At 46.0% G+C, this 22,102-nt stretch carries 17 protein-coding genes; 7 read left to right on the top strand and 10 right to left on the bottom strand.

Going from position 1 to position 22,102, the window contains the following annotated elements; translation table 11 throughout:
• Positions 1-406: 406 nt before the first annotated feature.
• The 4 genes from yciH to P2G85_RS13945 all read right to left on the bottom strand — a co-directional run bounded on the left by yciH (position 407) and on the right by P2G85_RS13945 (position 2,926).
• Complete coding sequence (yciH, locus tag P2G85_RS13930) at positions 407-718, bottom strand: stress response translation initiation inhibitor YciH (protein WP_275864682.1); 312 nt, start codon at positions 716-718, stop codon at positions 407-409.
• Positions 719-722: 4 nt separating this feature from the next.
• Positions 723-1,106, bottom strand: coding sequence for a DUF3319 domain-containing protein (locus P2G85_RS13935; RefSeq protein ID WP_275864683.1), 384 nt, complete (start codon positions 1,104-1,106; stop codon positions 723-725).
• 115 nt (positions 1,107-1,221) lie between these two features.
• Complete coding sequence (locus P2G85_RS13940; protein ID WP_275864684.1) at positions 1,222-2,211, bottom strand: D-alanine--D-alanine ligase; 990 nt, start codon at positions 2,209-2,211, stop codon at positions 1,222-1,224.
• A gap of 145 nt (positions 2,212-2,356) precedes the next feature.
• Positions 2,357-2,926, bottom strand: coding sequence for an SPOR domain-containing protein (locus tag P2G85_RS13945; RefSeq protein ID WP_275864685.1), 570 nt, complete (start codon positions 2,924-2,926; stop codon positions 2,357-2,359).
• Positions 2,927-3,156: 230 nt separating this feature from the next.
• On the opposite strand from P2G85_RS13945, the gene P2G85_RS13950 reads away from it, so the two are divergent.
• Complete coding sequence (locus P2G85_RS13950) at positions 3,157-5,772, top strand: bifunctional acetate--CoA ligase family protein/GNAT family N-acetyltransferase (RefSeq protein WP_275864686.1); 2,616 nt, start codon at positions 3,157-3,159, stop codon at positions 5,770-5,772.
• A gap of 59 nt (positions 5,773-5,831) precedes the next feature.
• On the opposite strand, the gene P2G85_RS13955 is transcribed toward P2G85_RS13950, so the two are convergent.
• On the bottom strand, positions 5,832-6,719 hold the full coding sequence (locus P2G85_RS13955; RefSeq protein WP_275864687.1) for a LysR family transcriptional regulator: 888 nt from the start codon (positions 6,717-6,719) through the stop codon (positions 5,832-5,834).
• A gap of 235 nt (positions 6,720-6,954) precedes the next feature.
• Here P2G85_RS13955 and P2G85_RS13960 point away from each other — a divergent pair, with 235 nt between their 5' ends.
• Positions 6,955-9,126, top strand: a complete 2,172-nt coding sequence (locus P2G85_RS13960; protein ID WP_275864688.1) for a TonB-dependent hemoglobin/transferrin/lactoferrin family receptor — start codon at positions 6,955-6,957, stop codon at positions 9,124-9,126.
• A gap of 345 nt (positions 9,127-9,471) precedes the next feature.
• On the opposite strand, the gene galE is transcribed toward P2G85_RS13960, so the two are convergent.
• Positions 9,472-10,488, bottom strand: a complete 1,017-nt coding sequence (gene galE, locus P2G85_RS13965; protein ID WP_275864766.1) for a UDP-glucose 4-epimerase GalE — start codon at positions 10,486-10,488, stop codon at positions 9,472-9,474.
• A gap of 54 nt (positions 10,489-10,542) precedes the next feature.
• Positions 10,543-11,976 (bottom strand): diguanylate cyclase, encoded by a 1,434-nt coding sequence (locus P2G85_RS13970; protein WP_275864689.1) that lies wholly within the window; start codon positions 11,974-11,976, stop codon positions 10,543-10,545.
• Between the two features lie 754 nt (positions 11,977-12,730).
• Between P2G85_RS13970 and P2G85_RS13975 the strand changes: the two genes are divergently transcribed.
• From P2G85_RS13975 to P2G85_RS13985, 3 genes are read left to right on the top strand one after another with little or no spacing between them, the layout of a single operon-like run.
• Positions 12,731-13,486 carry a 5-oxoprolinase subunit PxpA gene (locus tag P2G85_RS13975; RefSeq protein ID WP_275864690.1) on the top strand — a complete coding sequence of 252 codons (756 nt, stop codon included), beginning with the start codon at positions 12,731-12,733 and terminating at the stop codon, positions 13,484-13,486.
• The gene (locus P2G85_RS13980) at positions 13,486-14,172 is read left to right on the top strand and encodes an allophanate hydrolase subunit 1 (protein ID WP_275864691.1); all 687 of its coding nucleotides are present in this window, start codon (positions 13,486-13,488) and stop codon (positions 14,170-14,172) included. Before P2G85_RS13975 ends, P2G85_RS13980 begins: the two co-directional genes overlap by 1 nt.
• Positions 14,169-15,104: a biotin-dependent carboxyltransferase family protein gene (locus P2G85_RS13985; protein ID WP_275864692.1), complete on the top strand. Its 936-nt coding sequence runs from the start codon at positions 14,169-14,171 to the stop codon at positions 15,102-15,104. Before P2G85_RS13980 ends, P2G85_RS13985 begins: the two co-directional genes overlap by 4 nt.
• Before the next feature lie 21 nt (positions 15,105-15,125).
• Here the strand turns inward: P2G85_RS13985 and P2G85_RS13990 are convergent, their stop codons facing one another.
• From P2G85_RS13990 to P2G85_RS14000, 3 genes are all read right to left on the bottom strand, one after another.
• Positions 15,126-16,568 (bottom strand): FAD-dependent oxidoreductase, encoded by a 1,443-nt coding sequence (locus P2G85_RS13990; protein ID WP_275864693.1) that lies wholly within the window; start codon positions 16,566-16,568, stop codon positions 15,126-15,128.
• A 355-nt stretch (positions 16,569-16,923) separates the two neighbouring features.
• Positions 16,924-19,380, bottom strand: coding sequence for an FtsX-like permease family protein (locus P2G85_RS13995; protein ID WP_275864694.1), 2,457 nt, complete (start codon positions 19,378-19,380; stop codon positions 16,924-16,926).
• Positions 19,380-20,072: an ABC transporter ATP-binding protein gene (locus P2G85_RS14000; protein WP_275864695.1), complete on the bottom strand. Its 693-nt coding sequence runs from the start codon at positions 20,070-20,072 to the stop codon at positions 19,380-19,382. Before P2G85_RS14000 ends, P2G85_RS13995 begins: the two co-directional genes overlap by 1 nt.
• Between P2G85_RS14000 and P2G85_RS14005 the strand changes: the two genes are divergently transcribed.
• Complete coding sequence (locus P2G85_RS14005; RefSeq protein ID WP_275864696.1) at positions 20,071-20,673, top strand: arylesterase; 603 nt, start codon at positions 20,071-20,073, stop codon at positions 20,671-20,673. The genes P2G85_RS14000 and P2G85_RS14005 overlap by 2 nt on opposite strands.
• An 87-nt stretch (positions 20,674-20,760) precedes the next feature.
• A complete protein-coding gene (gene fabV, locus P2G85_RS14010; RefSeq protein ID WP_275864697.1) occupies positions 20,761-21,960 on the top strand; it encodes an enoyl-ACP reductase FabV in 1,200 nt (399 codons plus the stop codon).
• The last annotated feature ends 142 nt before the right edge of the window (positions 21,961-22,102 follow it).

The raw sequence follows: 22,102 nt of genomic DNA on the forward strand, positions 1-22,102 counted from the left end.
CGCCAATAGAGACATTAGAGGATGGGAAATCAATCTGGTCTGAAAAGAATCTAGCCCAGATATAATCTGACAGCCACCGAGTCGAAAAGTGGGTAACTGTCAGATCAGGTCTGAATTAGTACAGATTAAGCAGTGTTGTCAGTGATACCCTATCCTTGGTGTTTTCTGGCTCATTAACCGCCGGACCTCGCTGTGATTAAACATAATCACCATTTACCATAAAATAGCTAATATCGATCTTCACAATCTTGCGATTGGTCGTTCAATATTAGCGTAACTTTTACCGTCGCTGAAGACGTTATGGGTAAAAAAAGAGCGTGTGAACGCTCTTTTCTATCGTGCAATTTGGTAAGGATAACTCATGGCTTAATCACCTTATAGTTAAAAGGTGTTCAGATTATCCTTATCAACCACCAGCTAACTTTACAGTCATGCCTTTTTTCTCTAGGTGAGTTTTAATTTTATCTCGCGCATCACCTTGAATTTCAATGTTGCCATCTTTTACAGAGCCGCCACAACCACAGACTTTTTTCAGCTCTGCCGCTAAGAGTTTCAATGGTGCATCATCAAGGTCTAATCCTGTAATGATGCAAACGCCTTTACCTTTTCGACCTTTGGTTTGGCGCTGAATACGAACAATGCCATCACCTTTGGGACGTTCGGCTTTTTCCGCCTCTGGTTTAATGCGGCCGGTTTCAGTTGAATATACGAGACTCATTTTGTTACTTCTTCATTTGTTGTGCTTGCATCGCTTTTTGTTTTGCCAGCAAGTACGCTTCAATATGACGCTGAATGGCGTTCTTTGCGCCTTTAATAAGTTTGCCGTTAAACATGCAATACCAAGCGTTAGGTTCACCGGTGTCGTTCTTTAATAAGAAGCCGTTAAATACTTCAGATTGCGGTGCGGATGTTGTCGTGGCTTTCTTGCCTAAAGAAGCAAATTCTCTAGGATCAATAATAGATGCCGTATCACACCACCAGTCTATGCTTTTTTTTACTGCAGTGAGATTACCGCTTAGAACATGGTGTTTAATTTTAACTTTCCAAACGTTGCCGTCTGGGCCACTAGATTGAAGGTTAAAACCTCTGTAAGTTGTTATAGCCATACCACCGAGTCATCTTTTTATTGCGTTGAATTAAATAATAATTACCACAGACCAAAGATCAAATTATCGCCTGTACTTACTAGTTTTAACACAAACCCACAGCCAGTAACGTTAGTTAGCTTGCACTATAAATACAATCAGCTAAAAATTCATGGAATTTGTGGCCGTTGTGTTGCAGCATTTTTGGAAACATCGAGATTGGCGTCATGCCTGGGAACGTATTTACTTCATTCAAATAGACTTTTCCATCTTCCGTCAGGAAAAAATCAATGCGAGATAAATGTCTTAGATTCATTTGCTTGAATACGGTTTCGGCTGCATCGCGAATAGCTTCACGCTGCTCTTCGGTCAGATCCTTCGCTTCAATCTCGGTAAGTGAATGGCTTGATGTGCTGTATTTTTCATCATAAGAATAAAATGCGCCATCTGGAGCAATGACCTCACCGGGTTTGGTAATGTGTAACTTCCCTTCCATTTCATAAGCTGCAACCTCAAGCTCTCGAGGTTTCACAGCTTGTTCAATCAATACCTGTTCAGAAAAGCCAAAGGCTGAGTCAATTGCCTCACTGAGGTGAGATTTTTGAGTGACGTTGTAACACCCCACAGAAGATCCCTGCCTTGCTGCTTTAACAAATACTTTGCCCCACTGTTCAAAGGCTTGAGAAGCCTTTTGATGTGATTCCTGCGTGTTACGAGTTAAAAACAAATAAGGAGTGTTAGGAATACCCAGTGCGTCATACCACAGCTTGGATGTAATTTTGTTGAAACTGTTGCTGCTAGCCTCTGGTCCACAACCCAGATACGGGATGCCGGCAATTTCAAACATGGATTGAATGTCACCGGTTTCACCTGGAAAACCGTGAATACATGGCACAATAAAGTCGATCGGATGGTTGTTTTCATCTGAACATAACTGTTTATTGTGTAAGTCGAGGTATACCAACTGCCCTTTTGTCGTGAACCAACCGTCAGTTCTTATTTCGACGCGGATGACCTTAATGGCATCAATAAGGTTGAGTTGTTGTTCAACATAGTCGGCCGACATGAGTGAAATCTCATGCTCTGATGAGCCACCACCGCACAGTAAAAGGATATTTTTTGTCATTAATTAATCTTTCCGTGATCTAAAAAGATAGTTGTAAACAATGATAAACCTTTAAGTAGCAAGGTACAGTAATTTTCCTGTGAGGAATGCTATTTGACTAGGAAATAGTCAAAAAGAAGGGAGCTTCTAGCTCCCTTTGTCGGTGTTAGTTGAGTTTGTTAAGTGTTGGATAATTAGACTTTTTGATCGAATCAATACTCTTAACAAAAGGCTTCAATTTTTTAAACTGTGCTGGTAACGAGTCAATGGCCAACTTCGCTTCTTCAGTTGTGGCGTAGTCACCGTAGAGAACGGTATACCATTTTGTGCCATTTACAACTTTGTAGTTTTCCCAAATCGGTTGACCATTCACTGGTAACTGTCTGGCAAACTGATCGACTTTGGCTTGACTGCCAACTGCAACGACCTGAATGGTATAACCAAAGCGCTGAATTGATTGCTGTTTCTTGCTTGGAGGGGCGATTTTTACCGTGTTTGTTTGAGTTTTAGGTGTGAGTTTAATCACCTTTTTCTCTTGCTGTACCGCCACTGCCGGAGCTGGTTTTGGCGCTACAGTTTTTTCAACAACCGCACTTTCAGAGGCCATCAGTGGTTTAGGAATTGACTGGGTTTGGAAGTCTTCCCGGTAGCTCTCGCTCTTTACCTCGGTGATGTAAGTTTCAGAGGCACAAGCTGACAATAAAACGGATAAGCCAATGATTGCGATTTTTTTCATGGAGTAATAAACGCCCTAAACAAATATTAAAACAAATCATGCCGATAGCAGGCCGTTTTATCAAGCACCAAAGCTAATATTCTTCAAAATAGGTGTGATGAATAACACAAACTCTGTATACGCGATAGAGATTTGGGTCGTTGCGATATCGAATCGTCTGTTCAGCACTTTTTATTCGTTTATGATTGTATGAAACGTGTCCGGTTATGCTGGTAGCAAAAGGAGCATCAATGAACAAATTACAAACACTTTTTAAACCCAACTCAGTGGCGGTAATAGGTGCTTCTCAAAAGGAACTTAGTGCCGGGCATATCGTCATGCGCAATTTGCTGCAAAGCGGTTTTGGTGGTGCCATTATGCCCGTGACGCCTCGCTACCAATCCGTTTTGGGCGTTATTGCTTACCCTAACGTTGCTACCCTGCCCTTTACACCAGACATTGCCATCTTATGTACCCACTCTTCTCGCAATTTGGCGTTGCTTAAAGAGCTGGATGAGCGTGGAACGGAATTTGCGATTATTATTTCGGATGATATGAACGCCCTGGATCTTACCGGATCAAAGATTCGCGTTGTTGGGCCGAACAGTCTCGGACTTATTCTCCCTTGGCAAAAGTTTAATTGCTCTTTTTCCCCTGTTGCTGCCAAACCGGGGAAAATTGCCTTTATTTCCCAGTCGGCGGCAATTTGTACGACGGTACTCGATTGGGCCAATGACAAAAACATTGGGTTTTCAGCGTTTGTTTCTGTCGGCCATGGTCAGGATATCGGTTTTGCGGAACTGCTCGACTATTTAAGCGTTGATGGCAAAACAGAAGCTATCTTGTTGTACGTAGATTCAATTAGCGATGCGCGCCGTTTTATGTCTGCCGCCCGGGCAGCTTCCCGCAACCGCAGGATCCTGGTGTTGAAAGCAGGAAGGAACAGCCAGCAATTTGGTGACTCGCTCGATATCATTTATGACTCGGCTATTCGTCGTACCGGTATGTTGCGTGTAACCAATACCCATGAACTCTTTGCGGCTGTGGAAACCCTGACCCACTCTGTCCCACTGCGTGGTGAACGCCTGGCCATTATCAGCAATGGTGGTGGTCCTGCGACTATGGCGGTAGACGTTCTGCTTGATCACGGAGGTAAGCTGGCTGATTTAAGTCAGGATGTTGTGCAGACATTGGCCAAACACCTCGCGCCGAACTGGTCGGGTAAAAATCCGATTGATATCGCTGGTGATGCAAGCAAGCAACGTTACATCAATATCATCAACGGGATACTGGATACTGACTGTGCGGATGCCATTCTGATCATGCACAGTCCCTCTGCTGTATCTGATTCATTTGATACTGCACGCGCCGTCATAGAAGCTATCCAGGCACATCCACGGCACAAATATTTTAATATCCTGACTAATTGGTCAGGAGAGCAAACGTCACGTGCTGCCCGGCTTGAGTTTACGCAAGCCGGTATTCCTACTTACCGCACCCCGGAAAGTGCCGTGGTTGCTTACATGCACTTGGTTGAGTACAGGCGCAACCAGAAACAGCTGATGGAAACACCTACTACGGCAGAGCCACTTCATTCTGGTGAAGTTAACTCGGCACGAGATTGGGTCAAACAACAGTTACTGGATATAGATACAGTGTCGTTAGATACCCACCAAACCAGTTGGTTGTTTAAACAGTTTGAGTTTGATGTTCTTCCTACCTGGGTCGCCTCTGAAGTAAGTGAAGCCGTACATATGGCTGAAAACATTGGCTATCCGGTAGCAGTAAAATTGCGTTCACCGGATATTCGTCATAAATCGGATGTACACGGTGTGATGCTAAATTTGCGCAATAGCCAGGAGGTATCCAGTGCTGCGCAGTCTATTTTGGATCGCGTGCAGCTGAGTTATCCGGCGGCGAATATTCAAGGGTTGGTTGTACAAGGTATGGCAAAGCTAGGCAGTGCCGAAGAACTGCGCGTGAGTATCAAGCTGGATAATGTATTTGGCCCGGTAATATTACTCGGCCAAGGCGGATCGGAATGGAACGTAGCCCAGGATGCGGTAGCTGCGTTACCGCCATTAAACATGACACTGGCAAGATATCTGATTGTTACTGCCCTTAAGTCCGGCAAAATTCGCTTACAGAAGCACAAAAATGCGATAGATATTAATCAGCTAGCCAAGTTTTTAGTCAGGATATCGCAAATGGCGGTGGACATACCGGAGATTCAGAGTCTGGATATCCATCCAGTATTGGTGTCAGGTAGTGAGTTGACCATCATTGATGCCGATCTTGTTTTGGCTAAGTATGAAGGTGATGCCCAGGAACGACTTGCCATTCGCCCTTTCCCGGCCGAGTTTGTCGAAACCGTTACCCTGCGCGATGGTCAGCCTATTTTGCTGCGACCGATCCTACCGGAAGATGAGCCTTTGCACGCACAGTTCATCAGTCAAGTTTCAAAGGATGACTTGTATAACCGTTTCTTTTCTGAAGTGGGTGAATTTAACCATGAAGCATTGGCAAATCTGACCCAGATCGATTACGACCGTGAAATGGCGTTTGTCGCGGTGGCGTTTGATGATAACGGGCCATCGATCATTGGTGTCTCTCGTGCCCTGATCACTCCGGATAATAGTGATGCTGAGTTTGCGATTTTGGTCCGTTCTGACCTGAAAGGGAAAGGATTGGGTAAAACGCTTATGCAAAAAATTATCAGTTATTGTAGAGCTAAAGGCACAAAGCAGATGTCAGGAGTCACGATGCCAACAAACCGTGGCATGTTGTCTCTTGCCCAGCGTCTGGGGTTTGAGTTAGATGTTCAGTTCGCTGATGGCACTGCGGATATGGTGCTTCCTCTCAATTAATTCTGTGTGAGTAAAACAGGCATGCCGATGCCTGTTTTACTGGCTTCGGAGATCGTTTGTCACTTGAGTGGGAAATGCTTTTTCAGGTATTGGATACACCAGGATTTTGCTTCCCCCATGGTGTTACGTCGCCAGGCCATTATTATTTCAATCGGTTGCTCATCGGTACCTTCAATCTGGGTCAGAATACCGGCATCGATAAGTGGTAGCGCGACTTGTGCGGGCAACGTGCCAATGCCAAGGCCAGATTTTAGTGCTTCAACTTTTGCTGTGAAGTTAGTTACTGTCAAGCGGGGTTGTTTGTGTAAAATATTGACGCTTAAAGCCGGTTGTTCTCTTGCGGTGTCTGCGATTGCAATGACCCGGTACTTTTCTCTGGCGGCATCATCAAACTTGCCCTTGCGCTTGTGCACATAGTGATCGGCTGCTGCGACCCAAATCATGTGCATTTTTCCGATGCTTTCTGCTTTTACGTCCTGCGGTAAGGTCTCTGGGGCTGGACAGATTAGTAAGTCTGCCCTGCCGTCCTGCAGTGCTTCCCAGCAGCCGGCCAATATCTCTTCCTGTAGCTTAACTCTTGTACTACTGACATTGGATAATTCGTCAACCATGGGAAAAAAGTTAGATACTGGAATGATTCCGTCAAAAGCAAGTGAGATATCCAGCTCCCAGCCATTGGCGAGTATTGTTGCATCATTGACCAGTTTCTCTGTTGCATGAAGTATTGAACGGCCTCGTTCAAGGATGAGTTTGCCCGCCTCAGTAAAACTGGCTTTGTGGCCGGAGCGATCAAAGATCATCAAGTCCAGTTCCTGTTCCAGTTTCTGAATTTGATAACTCAGTGAGGATGGTGCGCGATCCAACTCGTTGGCTGCCGCAGCAAAACTTCCTCGCCTGTCTATCGCATCCAATATGTGAAGCGCCTCTAATGTAATTGGACTTTGCACTTAACGGATTCCTTTGTGATTTTTGTCACATATCGTGATTTTGTAAATGTAGATGGTAAGGCACACAAATATCAGTATAACATGCTGAAATATAAGTGTTAAAACCATTGGCACCAAATCTTGTAAGTCTTACGGATTAAAATATCCAAATAAAAATGATAGCAATTCTCATTATCAACAAATAAGATTCCGCACACTTGCATTACCGACTATGGACTTAAGGTATTAGAAGCCAATGTATAAGAAATCAATATTATCTGCATCAATTTTACTGGCACTTGCTCAAGGAGCATATGCACAAAATACGACTAATTTTGACGAGGTCGTGGTATCCGCTACCCGAACGGAGCAAAATGCGAGTGACGTTTCCGCTTCTGTAGCGTCCGTCACTGGGGAAGAGATCGATCGTACGCTGGCTAAAAACCTTTATGATGCTCTTCAGTATACAGCGGGTGTAGAGGCAACCACATCCGGTCGATTTGGTATTTCTGGCTTTAACATCCGCGGGATGGAAGGTGATCGCGTCAAGATCCTTATTGACGGAGTACAACAAGTAACGCCGTTTAATCCGGGCGGCGGTGGGGTACAAGCGATTTATCCAAGTGCTGTAGAGTTGGATACGTTAACCAGTATCGAGATCAATAAAGGCCCCTCCTCTACTCTGTTTGGTTCTAATGCGATGGGGGGTGCGGTGAACTTAAGAACCAAAGACCCTGAAGACGTGCTTATATCTTCAGGTGATGAAGTTCGTTTTGGTATTAAGTCGAGCTACTATTCTGTTGATGAGCAGTTTAAAAATACCTTAACGTGGGCAGCACGGCGTGGAAATTTTGAGTCAATATTGATCGGCACATATGCGCAGGGAAAAGAGCTGAAAACCTTTGGTGATGGCGCCGATGTCGATGGCCGGGATCGCGGTCTGGAAAACCCAGCGGATAAAGATCTGAACAATGTTCTGGCAAAAGCATATTACCGTTTTGACGAGAATAATAAACTCGGGGTTGTTTTTGAACGCTATGACTATACCTACGAAGAGCAAACGCGCAGCGGTAATTATACGCTCAATTTCGGCCCCGTTCCGGGTGTTACTTATGCCAATACTAACAGCCATGACGAGACGACACGAACACGTTTTGGCCTGAATTATTTGTATACAAACGCGACTGCTGCTTTTGATAAAATGGATCTTGCACTTAGCCTGCAAACGACGGAAACGTCTAATGCAAACTTTGCCACAATTACTGATCACATGGGATACATTGGCTACAATGGTGATCGCACCCGTTTGCGTCAGGCCGAAGATAAGTCAGTCCAGTTTGACGGGCAGTTTGATAAGCTAATCAGTACTAGTCATGCTGTTCACGAACTGACTTATGGCTTTAACTATGTCGATACTGATTTTACGTTAGATAACGTTGATATTTATCACAACACCAGTGTGTCGAAGCCTGGCGCAACCACCATTCCCGACGCCAAGATGAATCAATGGGGCATTTTTGCTCAAAACAACGCATTTCTGTTAGCGGATCGGCTGATTGTGAATGTCGGAGTACGTTACGATTCATTTGAAGCCACGCCTTCATCTGATGATGGTTTTTCTACTCAGTACGATAAAAACAGCAACGACGCAATTACCGGTAAATTGGGAGCGGTATATCACCTTAATGATAAGTTGAGTACTTTTGCTCAGATCAGCCAAGGCTTCAAAGCACCGAAGGTTGAACAGCTTTATTACGAATATAATACCGGAGCTGAATTTATACCCAACCCGGACTTAGAGGCAGAAAAAAGCACTTCTTATGAAATTGGTATGCGAGGTAACAACCATTATGCTCGGTTTGAGTTGACAGGTTTTATCAACAAGTATAAAGATTTCATTGATTATGAAGACTTACCCAGCAGTGATCCAAACAAAGAACGATTTACCATTGTGAACCGCGATAGCGTGGACATCTCAGGCATAGAGTTTAGTACTACTCTTTTGTTGGATGAGAGTTTCTCTGCGCCGAAAGGTTTGTACGGTAAACTGTCGGTAACCTATTTGGACGGCAAAGATAATTCAACCGGCAGGGATTTGGATTCAGTCGCCCCCCTCTCTTCTGTGATTGGTTTTGGGTACGATAGCCCGCAGGGGGATTTTGGAGCATTAACATCTCTGAGACTTGCAGCGAAAAAAGACAAATGGTCAGACGAGGCACAAATTGATTCTGCCGGATATGGCGTGGTGGATCTTACGGCGTACTATATGCCTATGAAACACTTAACGCTGACGGCTGGCCTGTTCAATGCCTTAGATAAAAAATACTGGACCTATCAAGATGTTCGTGGCCTGGAAGGTACTGATAACAAGGATTTCTATAGTCAACCGGGAAGAAACTGGGGTGTATCTTTAGATTATCAGTTCTGATAACCAGACAATAGACAGCAAAAAGCCAGCAAACGCTGGCTTTTTATTTTTAAGCTTTCATTTCAAAAATGTTAAGAAAAGAATGGAAAATGAAAGTTTATTGTTTTGCCATCTCTTTCTTCACCATTAGCGCAGATGCTACGATGAAAGCGATGATTAGACCAAGCTCCATGAACGACCCCAAAGGTTAAAAGTAAATTTACGGCTTAAATTAAGAAGCTCGTTTAGTTTAACACGTCTATGTATTGTTGCTACTTTTTAACTATTAATTTACGATTTTTCCGATTTAGATCAAAAAAGGTGCAAAGCTGCACCTTTTTATTGTTTTTATGTCAGCCTGAAAAATTAGGCCTCAGGATATCCTTGAGGGTTTTGTGACTGCCAACGCCAAGTGTCATTTGTCATCTCTTCCAGCGTACGCTCAGCCTTCCAGCCCAGTTCATTCATTGCTTTTGTTGGATCTGCCCAGCATTCTGCAATATCGCCGGGACGACGTTCAACAATGCTATACGGTACTGGTTTTTTGCTTGCGTCTTCGAAAGCCTTTACCATTTCCAATACGCTGTAACCGTTGCCAGTGCCCAGGTTATAAATATGTAAGCCAGCCTTGTGACCAACATTTTTTAGCGCGGCGATATGACCGTCGGATAAATCCATAACATGAATATAATCACGAACACCGGTTCCGTCTTTGGTCGGGTAATCGTTACCAAAGACAGATAAAAACTCTCTGCGGCCAACAGCAACCTGAGCGATAAATGGCATAAGGTTGTTCGGAATGCCCTGTGGGTCTTCGCCTAACTCACCGCTCGGATGAGAGCCGACCGGGTTAAAATAGCGCAGCAGTGTAATACTCCAGTCCGGGTTGGCTTTCTGGAAATCTGTCAGGCACTCTTCAACCATTAGTTTGCTGCGTCCGTAAGGGTTGGTCGCGCTGGTCGGGAAGTCTTCCGTAATTGGCACACTGGCGGGATCTCCATACACAGTGGCAGAAGAACTGAAAACTAACGATTTCACACCGGCTTCTCGCATGGCATCAACCAATACCAAGGTACCGTTGACGTTGTTGTCATAGTACTCCAGAGGTTTGGCCACCGACTCACCTACCGCCTTTAATCCTGCAAAGTGAATAACGGCTTCAATATCATGGCTTGTTAGTACATCGACTAAGCTGGCTTTATCACGGATGTCTCCCTGAATAAAAACGGGTTTCACCCCCGATACTTTTTCAATGCGCTCTAATACGGTTGATTTGCTGTTGTAAAGGTTATCGAAAATGACCGGGGTCATACCAGCTTCGATCATTTGAATACACGTGTGGCTTCCAATGTAACCCATGCCACCGGTAACAAGTACTTTCATCATTATTATCCTTCTGACCTTAATCGCGCTAGTGTATCGAATCTCAGACAAGAGTTAAACGCCCTCATAGCTCTTGCTCTCAACAAAAACAGCCTGGCCTTTACCCGCCTGCTTTGCTTGATACATCGCGGTATCGGCATGCGCTAATATATGCTTAGGATCGTTCTCTTCCGGCCCTACCAGTTTTACACCAATACTGATACCGACTGTTAGTGGTATGCCTTTGTGGAAAATCGGTTTGGATACCGATGCAATCACCTCCTTTGCTATCTGCCTGACGATATCTGCTGTCGCCGGGTTGACTAACATGACAAACTCATCACCGGAAAAACGTGCAACCATATCATTGTGCCCACTCAGTAAAGCTAGTCTCTCGGCGATAACTTGCAACACCGTATCTCCGGCATCATGCCCGTAACTATCATTTACCTGCTTAAAGCCATCTAAATCGAGGAACAGAACCGCGAACTCATTGCGTAGATAACGTGAGCTGCTGAGCAACTGCTGTAACTGAGAAGTGAACTTAGTACGGTTTGCCAAACCGGTTAATGCATCATGGTGGACCTGGTATTTGAGATATTCCATTTCTTTAACGCCAGAGAGATCAGTCAACATGATCACTATCTCATAGAAATCGTTGTGGCTGTGTTTGTCAATTCGATTAACTTTGGCAAATAAAGGGATTAGCTGACCACAACATTTTTTTTCCATAATTTCACCTTGCCAATGACCGTAGTTTTTGATCGACTCAATGATGGTGGGCATCAAGGCCTGGAGTTTTCGCCAACGGATGGAATGAAACAGCGACTCCCCTACCGCCTGTTCGGCGCTGACTCCCAGCAGTTTGGTTACCGCCGGATTAATCATGGTAATGATGCCTTCTTGGTTCAGAACAATCAGTCCATCCTGACTCGTCTCGAAGACCCGTACTGCCGCTCTTTGTTTACTGAGTACCTGTTCTTCTTCGGTAATGTCCTTAACCGACAAGAAGGTATTTTCCTGATGCCTGAACTTTCTGCATAAGATATGCAAACTATGCTCATGGAGCGAAAGAGTAAGTTCAGTGCTGGTGGTATTCGTGTCGATGAGCGCTTTTAGCTCTTCTTGCTGGTTGGTTGGAAATAGCTCGTATATCGAGGTATTTCCTCGTACTGGCTGGTAGCGTTTAAATGTTCTTTTGGCCGCTTCGTTAACATACAAAACTCCCCCTTCAGCATTAATCACAATCAGTGAGTCCGACATCAGATTACACATCTGCTGAATAAGGGTTTTCTCTTTGTCGCATTGTTCAAAATTGTACTCCAGCTGTTTCTTACGCTGTTGCAGCCGGTGTATTAGCACGTTAAATGAGGTGATTGTGGTTCCGACTTCGTCTGTGGATTGGTGGGCAATTTGATGAACCAGCCTTGGCTCTATGCTGAGCTTGTGAATCGAATTGTTCAGTTTATCTAATGGCGTAATAATCAGGTTTTTAAAGCGGTACCACATAAAGATTACAATAATTACAGCTGAGCCTATGCTGATGCTCAGGAAAACAATCTCAACACCGCCCAGATTCGGCCAAAAAAGCGCTGTAACTGTAAACCGGATGGAGCCTTGCTGCTCGCCCTGATGCATCAATGGCAGTTTAATTAAGATGGGGGTAGCTGAGCTGCTCTGATTGGCGGTATTTGCAACCGCAATGGCATGTAATGAACCTGTTCGATCGTAGAGAGCAACAGTATTAATAGCGCTATTTGTCCCAAGCATGGATTCAAGCAAACTATCCGCTGCGTGGTTTTCATCCTGCTGCAGTACTTCTAACATTAAAGGTGAAGTGGCTTTCAGGGTCGCTTTTACTTGCTTAATCAGTTGCTTTCGTTCAACTTGATACGCCGAATAACTAATAACCAACTGAATTAATAGATTAATTATTATCAAAATGAAGACAGGCCACAGTAATTTGGTGCGTAGTGACATAGGCTATCCTCTAAAAAGCAAATCAGACACCGGAATGTTATAAGCAAGCATGCTCATAACAAAATTAACCCAAGAGCATAGCATGGCAAGCAGACCAATAAATGTGATGATGACTAATTTTGTGAAAACAAAAAAGTGATTTTGCCAACGTTTCAAGTATCTTAAGTTAGTCAGTGATGCTACTGCGCTTATCGGCTAAGAGACATTTTAGGAACAATGAGCTTGGTCACTGACTCGAAATGGCTTTTACTGCAAGTTAGGTGCATCAGGGACAGAAGGCACGATGACATTGAATAAACAGCAATTAACACTCAACTGTGACATGGGAGAAAGCTTTGGCGCCTGGACGATGGGCACGGACGAACTGGTCATGCCCCATGTCGATATGGCGAACATCGCTTGTGGCTTTCATGCATCAGATCCAAACGTTATGCACGATACCATTGCGCTTGCAAATCAGTATGACGTCGAAATCGGCGCTCATCCCGGCTATCCCGACTTGTTAGGGTTCGGCCGGCGCAGCCTGAGTATGACCGGCGATGATATTACCAACATGCTGATTTATCAGGTCGGTGCTTTGCAAGCCATGTGTAAGGCTCAGCATACTGATCTTAGCTATGTTAAACCACATGGGGCGCTGTACAACGATATGCTCAGGGATGACATGATCTTCCGTGCGATAGTCAAAGGCGTGGCAATGTTCAAAGTGCCCTTGATGATATTAGCGTCACAGGAAAATGATAAATACCTGGATATGGCGGATGATGATGATGTTCCACTGCTGTTTGAAGCGTTTGCGGATCGTCTGTATCAAGACAATGGCATGCTCACTCCACGCTCACAGGGTAACGCGGTATTAACCAGCGAGCATGCCATTTTGGAACAAGTCCGCATGCTTTCAGATTCCGGACGGGTCAAAACGGCGTCAGGCGGCTATATTTTACTGGAAGCGGATACTATATGCGTCCACGGAGATAATGCGGAAGCCATATCGCTGATCCAGAAAATCCGCCACAGTATCTATACCGGAGGTCGTTGATGAAACAGGGACTATTTAAGGTTAGCCCCATCTCAGAATGCACGCTTTTAGTCAGTTTTGAGCCTGAAGTTTCGGTGGAAGATATTGGCCAACTGGCGCAACTCATTGGTAAACAGTTTAACCATGTGGTGTTAAATGTTATTCCTTCTTATCAAACTATTCTTGTCGATTACCTCCCCTATAGGCTCAATGAGCTGACAATGATAACCGATTTGAACGATATGCTCGGTCGGTTTGAAGTTTGTTCAGCGTGCTACAAGGTGCCCGTCAATCACCTCACTATCCCGGTTTTTTATTCTGAAGAAACTGCGCTTGATTTGGGGCGCTTTGCAGCAAAAGGTTTATCGCTGGAGGACTTGATTGTGCTACATACCCAGCCTGTTTATACCGTTTCGGCGATTGGCTTTGCTCCCGGCTTCGCTTTTTTGTCTGATGTCGAGCCTTCTCTTCACATGCCCAGGCTAGACACCCCAAGAACGCAGGTGCCTGCTGGCAGTGTGGCGATCGCAGACAGTAAAACGGCTGTATATCCCTGTGATTCGCCAGGTGGCTGGAACATTATTGGCCGAAGCCCAGTATCCTTTTTCAGTGATCAACCGCCCTACACTTCCTTTCAGGTCGGTGACAAGGTCACGTTTGCCGCCATTGATAAACAAGAGTTTCTCTCTTTAGGAGGCGTGATATGAGCCACTGCAGTTTATTGGTGAAAAAATCCGGGCCACTGTCTTTGGTACAAGACTTCGGACGTTTTGGGCTAGGTCAAGTTGGTGTAACAACGGGTGGTGCACTGGATGATTATGCATACAGTTGGGCCAACCATCTGCTGGACAATCCAGTCAACAGCCCGGTCATTGAAATAACCCTTGGCCCCGCGAGCTTTGTCGCGCTGGAAGATTGTCACCTGGCATTATGCGGCGGAGACTTGAACGCCACAATTGCTAACCTACCGGTGACGAACTGGTCAGATTTTATATTGCGAAAAGGTCAAATGCTCCAGTTGAACGTTGCGAGAAATGGGCTGCGGGCTTATCTGGCCGTTAAAGGAGGATTTGATGTCGAGCCGCACCTTGGCAGCTGTTCTACGGTTACTAGAGAGGGGCTGGGTGGGTTGCAGAAAAATGGCCAAAAGCTGGAATCGGGAGATATAGTCTCTTTTCATCCGCACTCCATGCCACAATCAAAACCGAGGTCTATGACCTTTCGGTTTAAGCCGGATTATAACTTACCACTGCAACTCAGAGTAATTGAGAGTTACCAGGCTCAAGATTTTTCCCTTGAGGCAAAAAGACAGTTTTATTCCAGCACATTTACGATTTCTGTCGACTCCGATCGTATGGGCTACCGGTTGCAAGGCCAGCCTATCTCCCCACCCTATGATGGTATTTTGTCTGAAGGTATTGCGTTGGGGGCAGTTCAGATCCCCCAGGATGGTAACCCAATCATCATGTTGAATGATCGCCAAACCATCGGCGGGTACCCTAAACTTGGATGCGTTGCACGCATCGACCTACCACGGCTGGCACAGGCTAAACCCGGCCAGCAGGTGCAGTTTGTCCCAGGCGACAGAGAGGGGCTGCAGGATGTCTGGTGCCAATGGGCCCGATTTTTTGGCTATTGAACCCACCAGTGATTGCATCCGTCAGTTACTGCCATAACGGGCGGCCAAAGCGCTTGGATAACCTCGCTCCTGCGTTAATTGCTTAGCGTATGCTTCGATTTGCTCTCGGGTCCATTTAAGTGCTGTGGGGTGCTGGTGTTCAACCTTATGGCTGGGTTGAATATCAAACCAATGCTGGAGTATTTTTTGTGCACCAAGCAAAGTTGACGACGCTTTGACAATTTCGATTCTGGCGTAATTATTAGTTTCAAAGGTAACATCTGCGGCACGTAATACCGGATCATTACCCGGAATTTGTTGTGCGCCGAACAAGGCCTTGCCCCCTTGTTCTGCACTTTGGTAATCAGGAATAAATTGCGCCATGTGCCGGATAGCGTTAGATGTTCGGGTTGCCAGCACTTCCTGGCTCCATCCTTGCTGAATTTTGTGCAGTAGTGTGCTCGGCAGACCGGGCTGTGATGATACGGCACTGCTTTGTACCAGCCCATCGTCAAACAGGGTAATCCCTTTGGTCATGCCGTGCAGCTGGAAAAAGCCATCGGCATAAGGGGTCAGCTGAGCCATTCCTTTCGGTGTGCCGCGCGGGCCATGGAATATGACCTCTGGCCATTGCTGTTGGCACTCAGGCCAACGAGTCACGTAAGCCGCTTTGAACTCGACCAAACGTTCACGTTGCGCTCCGACGATATCGTCCAGTTTGCCCGTTTCAAAGCCGCATGCATTAACCAGATAGTCACAGTGCAGATCGTGCTCCTGTCCTTGATTGGTGTAGCGTAGATGCCACTGTTGATCGTGCCATTCGGCACTCTTAAGTATCGATTCTGTTAAAACCGATGCATTATCCAGCGAATTTAATGTCAGATTAGCGATCGCAGCTAAGCGGAATACACTCCAGCCATACTCCTGCACCACAACGACCGGATATTTTAACGACTCCAAATCGGCATGTTGTGCAAAGGGAATACACCACTCATCAAGGTTTGCGGGATTTGCTGGCTGAACTTGCTGGGCAAGCGCGAGTAACTCCGCTTTGCTATATAGTTTGTAGTAGTGTTCAGGATCGCCGAGCACACAGTTAGCCGGATCTTGGGCTACCAGTTGCAAGTATGCCTGCTGGATAACACTGAGGCGAGGCAACAAATCTTCAGGCTTGCCTTCATCGCTGTGTGGGATTGCAATCACGGTAGGACGAACGTTTAGAGAGTGTGGATACAGACGGACCGTATCAATAGATTGCGTCAACAAATCCAGGCATTGTTGGAGAGACAGTTCCCGGTAAAGATTTCCACCAGCATGCAGGTGGCAAATAGGTGGGCCATTAACCAGACTGGGACCTTTTTCGAGCACCGATACTTTAAAGCCCAGTTCCGCAAAGTGAATGGCAGCGGTAGCGCCGGCAACTCCGCCTCCTACAATGGCAATATGCCGCGTGTGAGTGGTTAAATCAGTATCAGTAGAATGCATCGCTTCCGTTACAACTTTTATAAGGAGATCTTTTTGCTATTCCTTGATTCTACTCGGGTTTGATGATGATTAAAATCACAAAAACTTCATGGGTTTAGCGCCATCAATATCCATGATGAAATCGAGTGATTGTTAGCAGAAAATTTCATAAAAAAATGCTTGACTGAGTTAAAGTGAATTGACGAATTTTGCCCTGTGTGAATAACAATTTTCCTCTATCACCCAAGATATAAAGCCTGAGCAATGCCCCCTCAATTTTGCATTTTTACTTATCCCAAAAGTTATCCACTGATTTTGTGGATAAGTAAAATAAAACGGTCACCGAGGCATTGCTGTGGCTATCAAGTCAGGATTATCACGAGTTTACAGGGGTTAACAATTGTTTCAGCAAGCTCATAACCACCAGCGCCAAAGTGATGAAAGTGGCAATCGGTAAAGCTATCCACAATTCGGGGTGAAATTGCACGTTCAGCTCAAAACCATATTTCATCACAGCGGCAACACAGCTTTCAGCGGCCAGGATGGCTACCGTACTGGCGATAAGTGCCATTACGCCGTATTCTGCCCACAAGGTAAGGTTGATGCGTTTTCGGCTGGAGCCAAGGGTTCGGTATAAGCGAATTTCATGTTGTCGCTGGGCAAGGCTCAGCCTTAATAAGGTGAAGATCAGTAATAAGCCCGCAACAACCCCGAGTACTGCCAATATTGTAATAGCGGTAATAATTTGCTGGATTAGAGCCTGTATTTTTTCACCCATAGTACGAATATCCAGAACCGAAACCGTCGGGTGGTTACGTGACATTGCCTGAAGTAACGATTTGTTGCCCTCTTCAATGCGGTAACTGAGCAGGTATGAACCAGGCAGGCTCGCCATTACATCAGGCGAAAAAATGAAATAGAAGTTTGGTTTCATGTCGCGCCATTCAACAGCACGAATCGAGTCAACGGTTGCATCAAAAACCTGGCTGTTAATCACAAATCGCAACGAATCACCGATATCAAGCGCCAGCGCTTTTGCAACTTCTTCTTCGACGGAGACACTGTTGCTGTTGGTCCAGCCTCCGGCAATGACATCGTTGTAATCGGGTAGCGTTTCGCCCCATGTCAGGTTTAACTCACGCTGTGTAGCATCCGTTCCCTCACCTTCAAACTCAATAGTGTTTACGTCTTGCCCGTTGATTTGGCTTAACCGCCCGCGAATGATAGGGAAAGCCTGTGACCGCGTAACTCCATTTGCATCTAACGTGCTAAGGTAGTCTTTTAACTCGTATTCAGCAATATTTAACGCAAAAACGTTGGGGGCATTAGCCGGTAATGTTTTTTCCCAGTCGGTTAGAATATCACCGCGTACCAACCAGATCACCGAAAGCAACATAAGCGACAGCGCTAATGCACCAAACTGCAGCCCACTTGTTAAAGGGGTCCGGTTTATCCGGCTTAGCGCGAGCTTCATGGCCGGGTTGACCGCAAGTTTGGCCAGTATCCGCGTCAGGCCAATGCTGATAAACGCGAGGCTAACAAACAAGATGCCAATCCCACCAAGTACAATCCAGACCAAACGATTATTGGCATACAAGACTAACAGAGGAAGTACCGGAACCAGCACTAACCATAAGCGGTGCCATGAACGTCTGCCGGTGCCTTGCTGCAGAACTTCAACCGCTGGCGTGTCGATCAACCCCAGCATTGGTATGCCCAGCGCCGGCACTGTGATCAAAACCGCCGATGATATTGCGATAACAGCGGGCATGACGCCGTAACGTGGCAAGGGATCTGGCAACAGGTCTTTAAGCGGGATCCGTAACAGGAACTCTAAGCCCCCACCCAGCAATAGCCCGACCACTGCGGCACTGATAATCAGGATACCAACCTGAATCAAAAGCCATTTCTCAATCCAGCGCCGACTTGCCCCGAGACTTTTTAGCATAGCTATTGTTTGGGTGCGGCTGTTCACGTAGCTTTGGCAAGTCAGTACCAGTGTAGTTGCAGCCATAATGATAACAATCGCTACTGTCAGTGAAAGATACTGGGTGGTGCGTTCAAAAATTTCGTTGCTGCGGCTTGCTGTATCCTGGGTGCGCCATCGGTCGCTAGGTGTTAGTGCCGTCGCCTCTTGTAATTGTCTGAGCTTTTGCTCACCAGCGAGCAGGTAGAGGCGATATTGAACCCGGCTTCCAACCTGGATAGCGCCGGTTCTGGCAACATCGCTAAGGTGAATATACGCCGAAGGCATTTGCTGAAACGGGTTAAAACTTAAGCCAGGTTCCATCAGAACAGCGCCGGAAACAACAAAATCCGCATCACCAATAGTGACACTGTCACCGGACTTTACCGATAGCTGGGTCATGATCCGCTCATCAAGCCAAAGCTGGTTTGGTGCAACCTGATTGTTTCCGTCAGAGTCTAACTCCAGGTCGCCCATCAACGGATAGCTCTCATCTACAGCTCGAACCGATATCAGCTGCATACCATGATCGCTGAATGCCATTGTGGCGAAACGTACCATCTGTGAGCGTGGCAAGTCAGACGTTAACTCAAGCAAAGCGTCATTAAGTGGGTTGGCGGAAATAAACACCGCATCTGCGGTCAACGCCTCCTTTCCCTGCTTGACAATGACCTGTTCCATACGCTCAGCCAATGCTGACAAAGCAAAAATACTGGCGATGACTAGTACCAGCGCCACACTTATCGGCCATAGATTGCCCTGACGAATTTCATTGAAGCTCCAGCGAAACAAGCTTTTACTCGGTGCAACTAATGGTTTTGCTTTGGTCGCACGGCCTGATCCGGAAGAAACGATATCTGATGACATTATTCGTCCTCCATTAGCTCACCCGCCTCCATGCGGTAGATACGATCACACCGTTCCGCCAGCTCTCTGTCGTGGGTTACCAGCACCAGTGTTGTGCCGTGTTGTTCATTAAGTTCAAATAACAGCTCAATCACCATATGTGCAGTGTGGTGGTCAAGGTTACCGGTCGGTTCATCAGCGAACAGCAGTTCTGGTTGCGTCATAAAGGCTCTGGCTAATGCGACCCGTTGTTGTTCCCCTCCCGAAAGCTGACTTGGCAGGTGATGGATACGTTTTTGCAGGCCAACACTGTCTAACAGCGCTTTGGCACGTTCAAAGTCTTCAGCTTCACCCCTTAATAAGCACGGTAAGGTAACATTGTGCAACGCAGTCAAACTGGGGATAAGTAGGAAACTTTGAAACACAAAGCCCAGAGATTGGGCGCGTATCTGAGCGCGAGCTTCATCATCCAACCGGGCCAGTTCATGGCCCAGTAACCTGATGCTACCTGATGTTGGTGTGTCTAACCCCGATAGTAAGGTCATCAATGTTGACTTTCCCGCACCGGATGTGCCAACTATCGCAATCTTCTCGCCTTTTTTGATCTCAACATTTATATTTTTTAGTATTGTGAGATGCTCTTGGTCGGTCGCGACTTTCTTTGAAACTAAACTGGCTTGAATTATCGGTGGTTGAGATACAGGTATTTGCATGATTCGTCTACTTTCCATAGTGTTGTGTTTTGTTATTTCCACTGCCGTGTCAGCCAGTGGAAAATTGCTTGTGCTGGGCGACAGTCTCAGCGCAGGTTATCAAATGCCGATTGAACAAAGTTGGCCCAGCTTACTCCCTGATGAACTCTCAGCACACGGCCAAATTGTAACCGTCATTAACGGTAGTATCTCTGGCGACACCACCGGCAACGGCCTTGCCAGATTGCCGGCGCTGCTCAATCAGCACACGCCTGATTTTGTGTTAATAGAACTGGGTGCCAACGATGGCCTGAGAGGTTTCCCTCCACAAGTTATTACGTCCAACCTGTCCAAAATGATTACCATGATTAAAGATTCTGGTGCCGATGTGATCATGATGCAGATCCGCGTACCTCCTAATTATGGCAAACGCTACAGTGATGCGTTCTTTAACATTTATTCAAAACTCGCTGACCATCAGCAGGTTGCGCTAATCCCCTTCTTCTTAGACCACGTTATCACAAAACCTGAGTGGATGATGGCGGATGGCCTGCATCCCAAACAGGAAGCTCAGCCCTGGATAGCGGAATTTGTGGCGCAAGAACTGATTAAACATCTGTAATTTTACTGGTCTAGCTCAATATGTTTAACCGGACTTTACGTTACCCTAGACAAGAAATTATCCATCCACCGAGGTTAGACATTAACAATGCTTATCGAACCGATCATTAACGGTGTAATTGCCCGTTCCGCCCATCCGTACGGGTGTCAAGCTGCCATCAAAGAACAAATTGATTACGTTAGAAATGCACCTCAAATCCAACATGGTCCAAAGCGAGTGCTGGTCATCGGTGCATCGTCCGGGTTTGGTCTGGCTGCGCGAATTGCTCTTACTTTTGGTGGTGCTGACGCGGATACTATAGGGGTCTCTTTTGAACGGGGACCGTCTGACAAGGGAGTCGGTAGCGCTGGCTGGTATAACAATGTCTTTTTTAAGCAGGAAGCAGAGAAACAAGGCCGTACCGCAATCAATATTGTTGGTGATGCATTTTCTGAGTCTGTCCGCAGTCAGGTTATTGAAGCCATCGAAACCTACTTTGAAGGTGAAGTTGATTTGGTTATTTATAGCCTTGCAGCCGGGGTACGACCAAAGCAAGGCAAAGATGATTTTTGGCGCAGTGTCATTAAACCGATTGGTGAGTCTGTATCAGGTGCTTCGATCATATTAGAGAATGATCAATGGGTGGAAACCACATTGGAGCCAGCCAGTGAAGAAGAAGCACAAGCCACACTCAAAGTTATGGGCGGCGAAGATTGGGAAAGCTGGATAGATGCATTAATAAATGCTGATTCTATTGCACAAGGCTGTCAGACTATCGCATTTTCCTATGTTGGACCTGAAATTACCCACCCTATTTACTTAGATGGCACACTGGGCCGGGCTAAAGTTGACCTGCATCAGGCCAGCCATTCATTAAACCTGAAGCTGGCCAACTATGATGGCGGTGCTTATGCGACAGTATGTAAAGCATTAGTCACCAAAGCGAGTGTCTTTATTCCAGCTTTCACTCCCTATCTGCTCGCCCTATATAAAGTTATGAAAGAGTCCGGCACGCACGAAGGTTGTATTGAGCAAATGCAGCGCCTGTTTACCACCAAGCTTTATGGTCAACCACTGGTACCAGTTGACGGCGAGCGGCTGATTCGAATCGATGATTTGGAGCTGGAGCCAGATACACAAGCCAAAGTCCGTGAGTTGCTCGCCACGATGAACCAGGACAACTTTACCGAAATTGGCGATTATGCCGGCTACAAAGAAGAATTCATGAAACTTAATGGGTTTGGATTTTCATCGGTAGACTACAGCAGGGATGTTTCTATGGAAGACTTGCGCAATTTACAACCCTGAGCGGGTTGTAATGTCTCAATTATGAGAAGCCACTGCTGCAGTTGAAGTCCTGAGTACTTTTCAGGGCTTTTTTCTGCCTCACGCCAGAGGCTATCTATACTTATTCTTATCGGCTTCAGCATCTAAGCCTGCCGGTTCATCA

The organism is Vibrio sp. CAU 1672, assembly GCF_029223195.1.
In the GTDB taxonomy this organism is placed as follows: domain Bacteria; phylum Pseudomonadota; class Gammaproteobacteria; order Enterobacterales; family Vibrionaceae; genus Vibrio.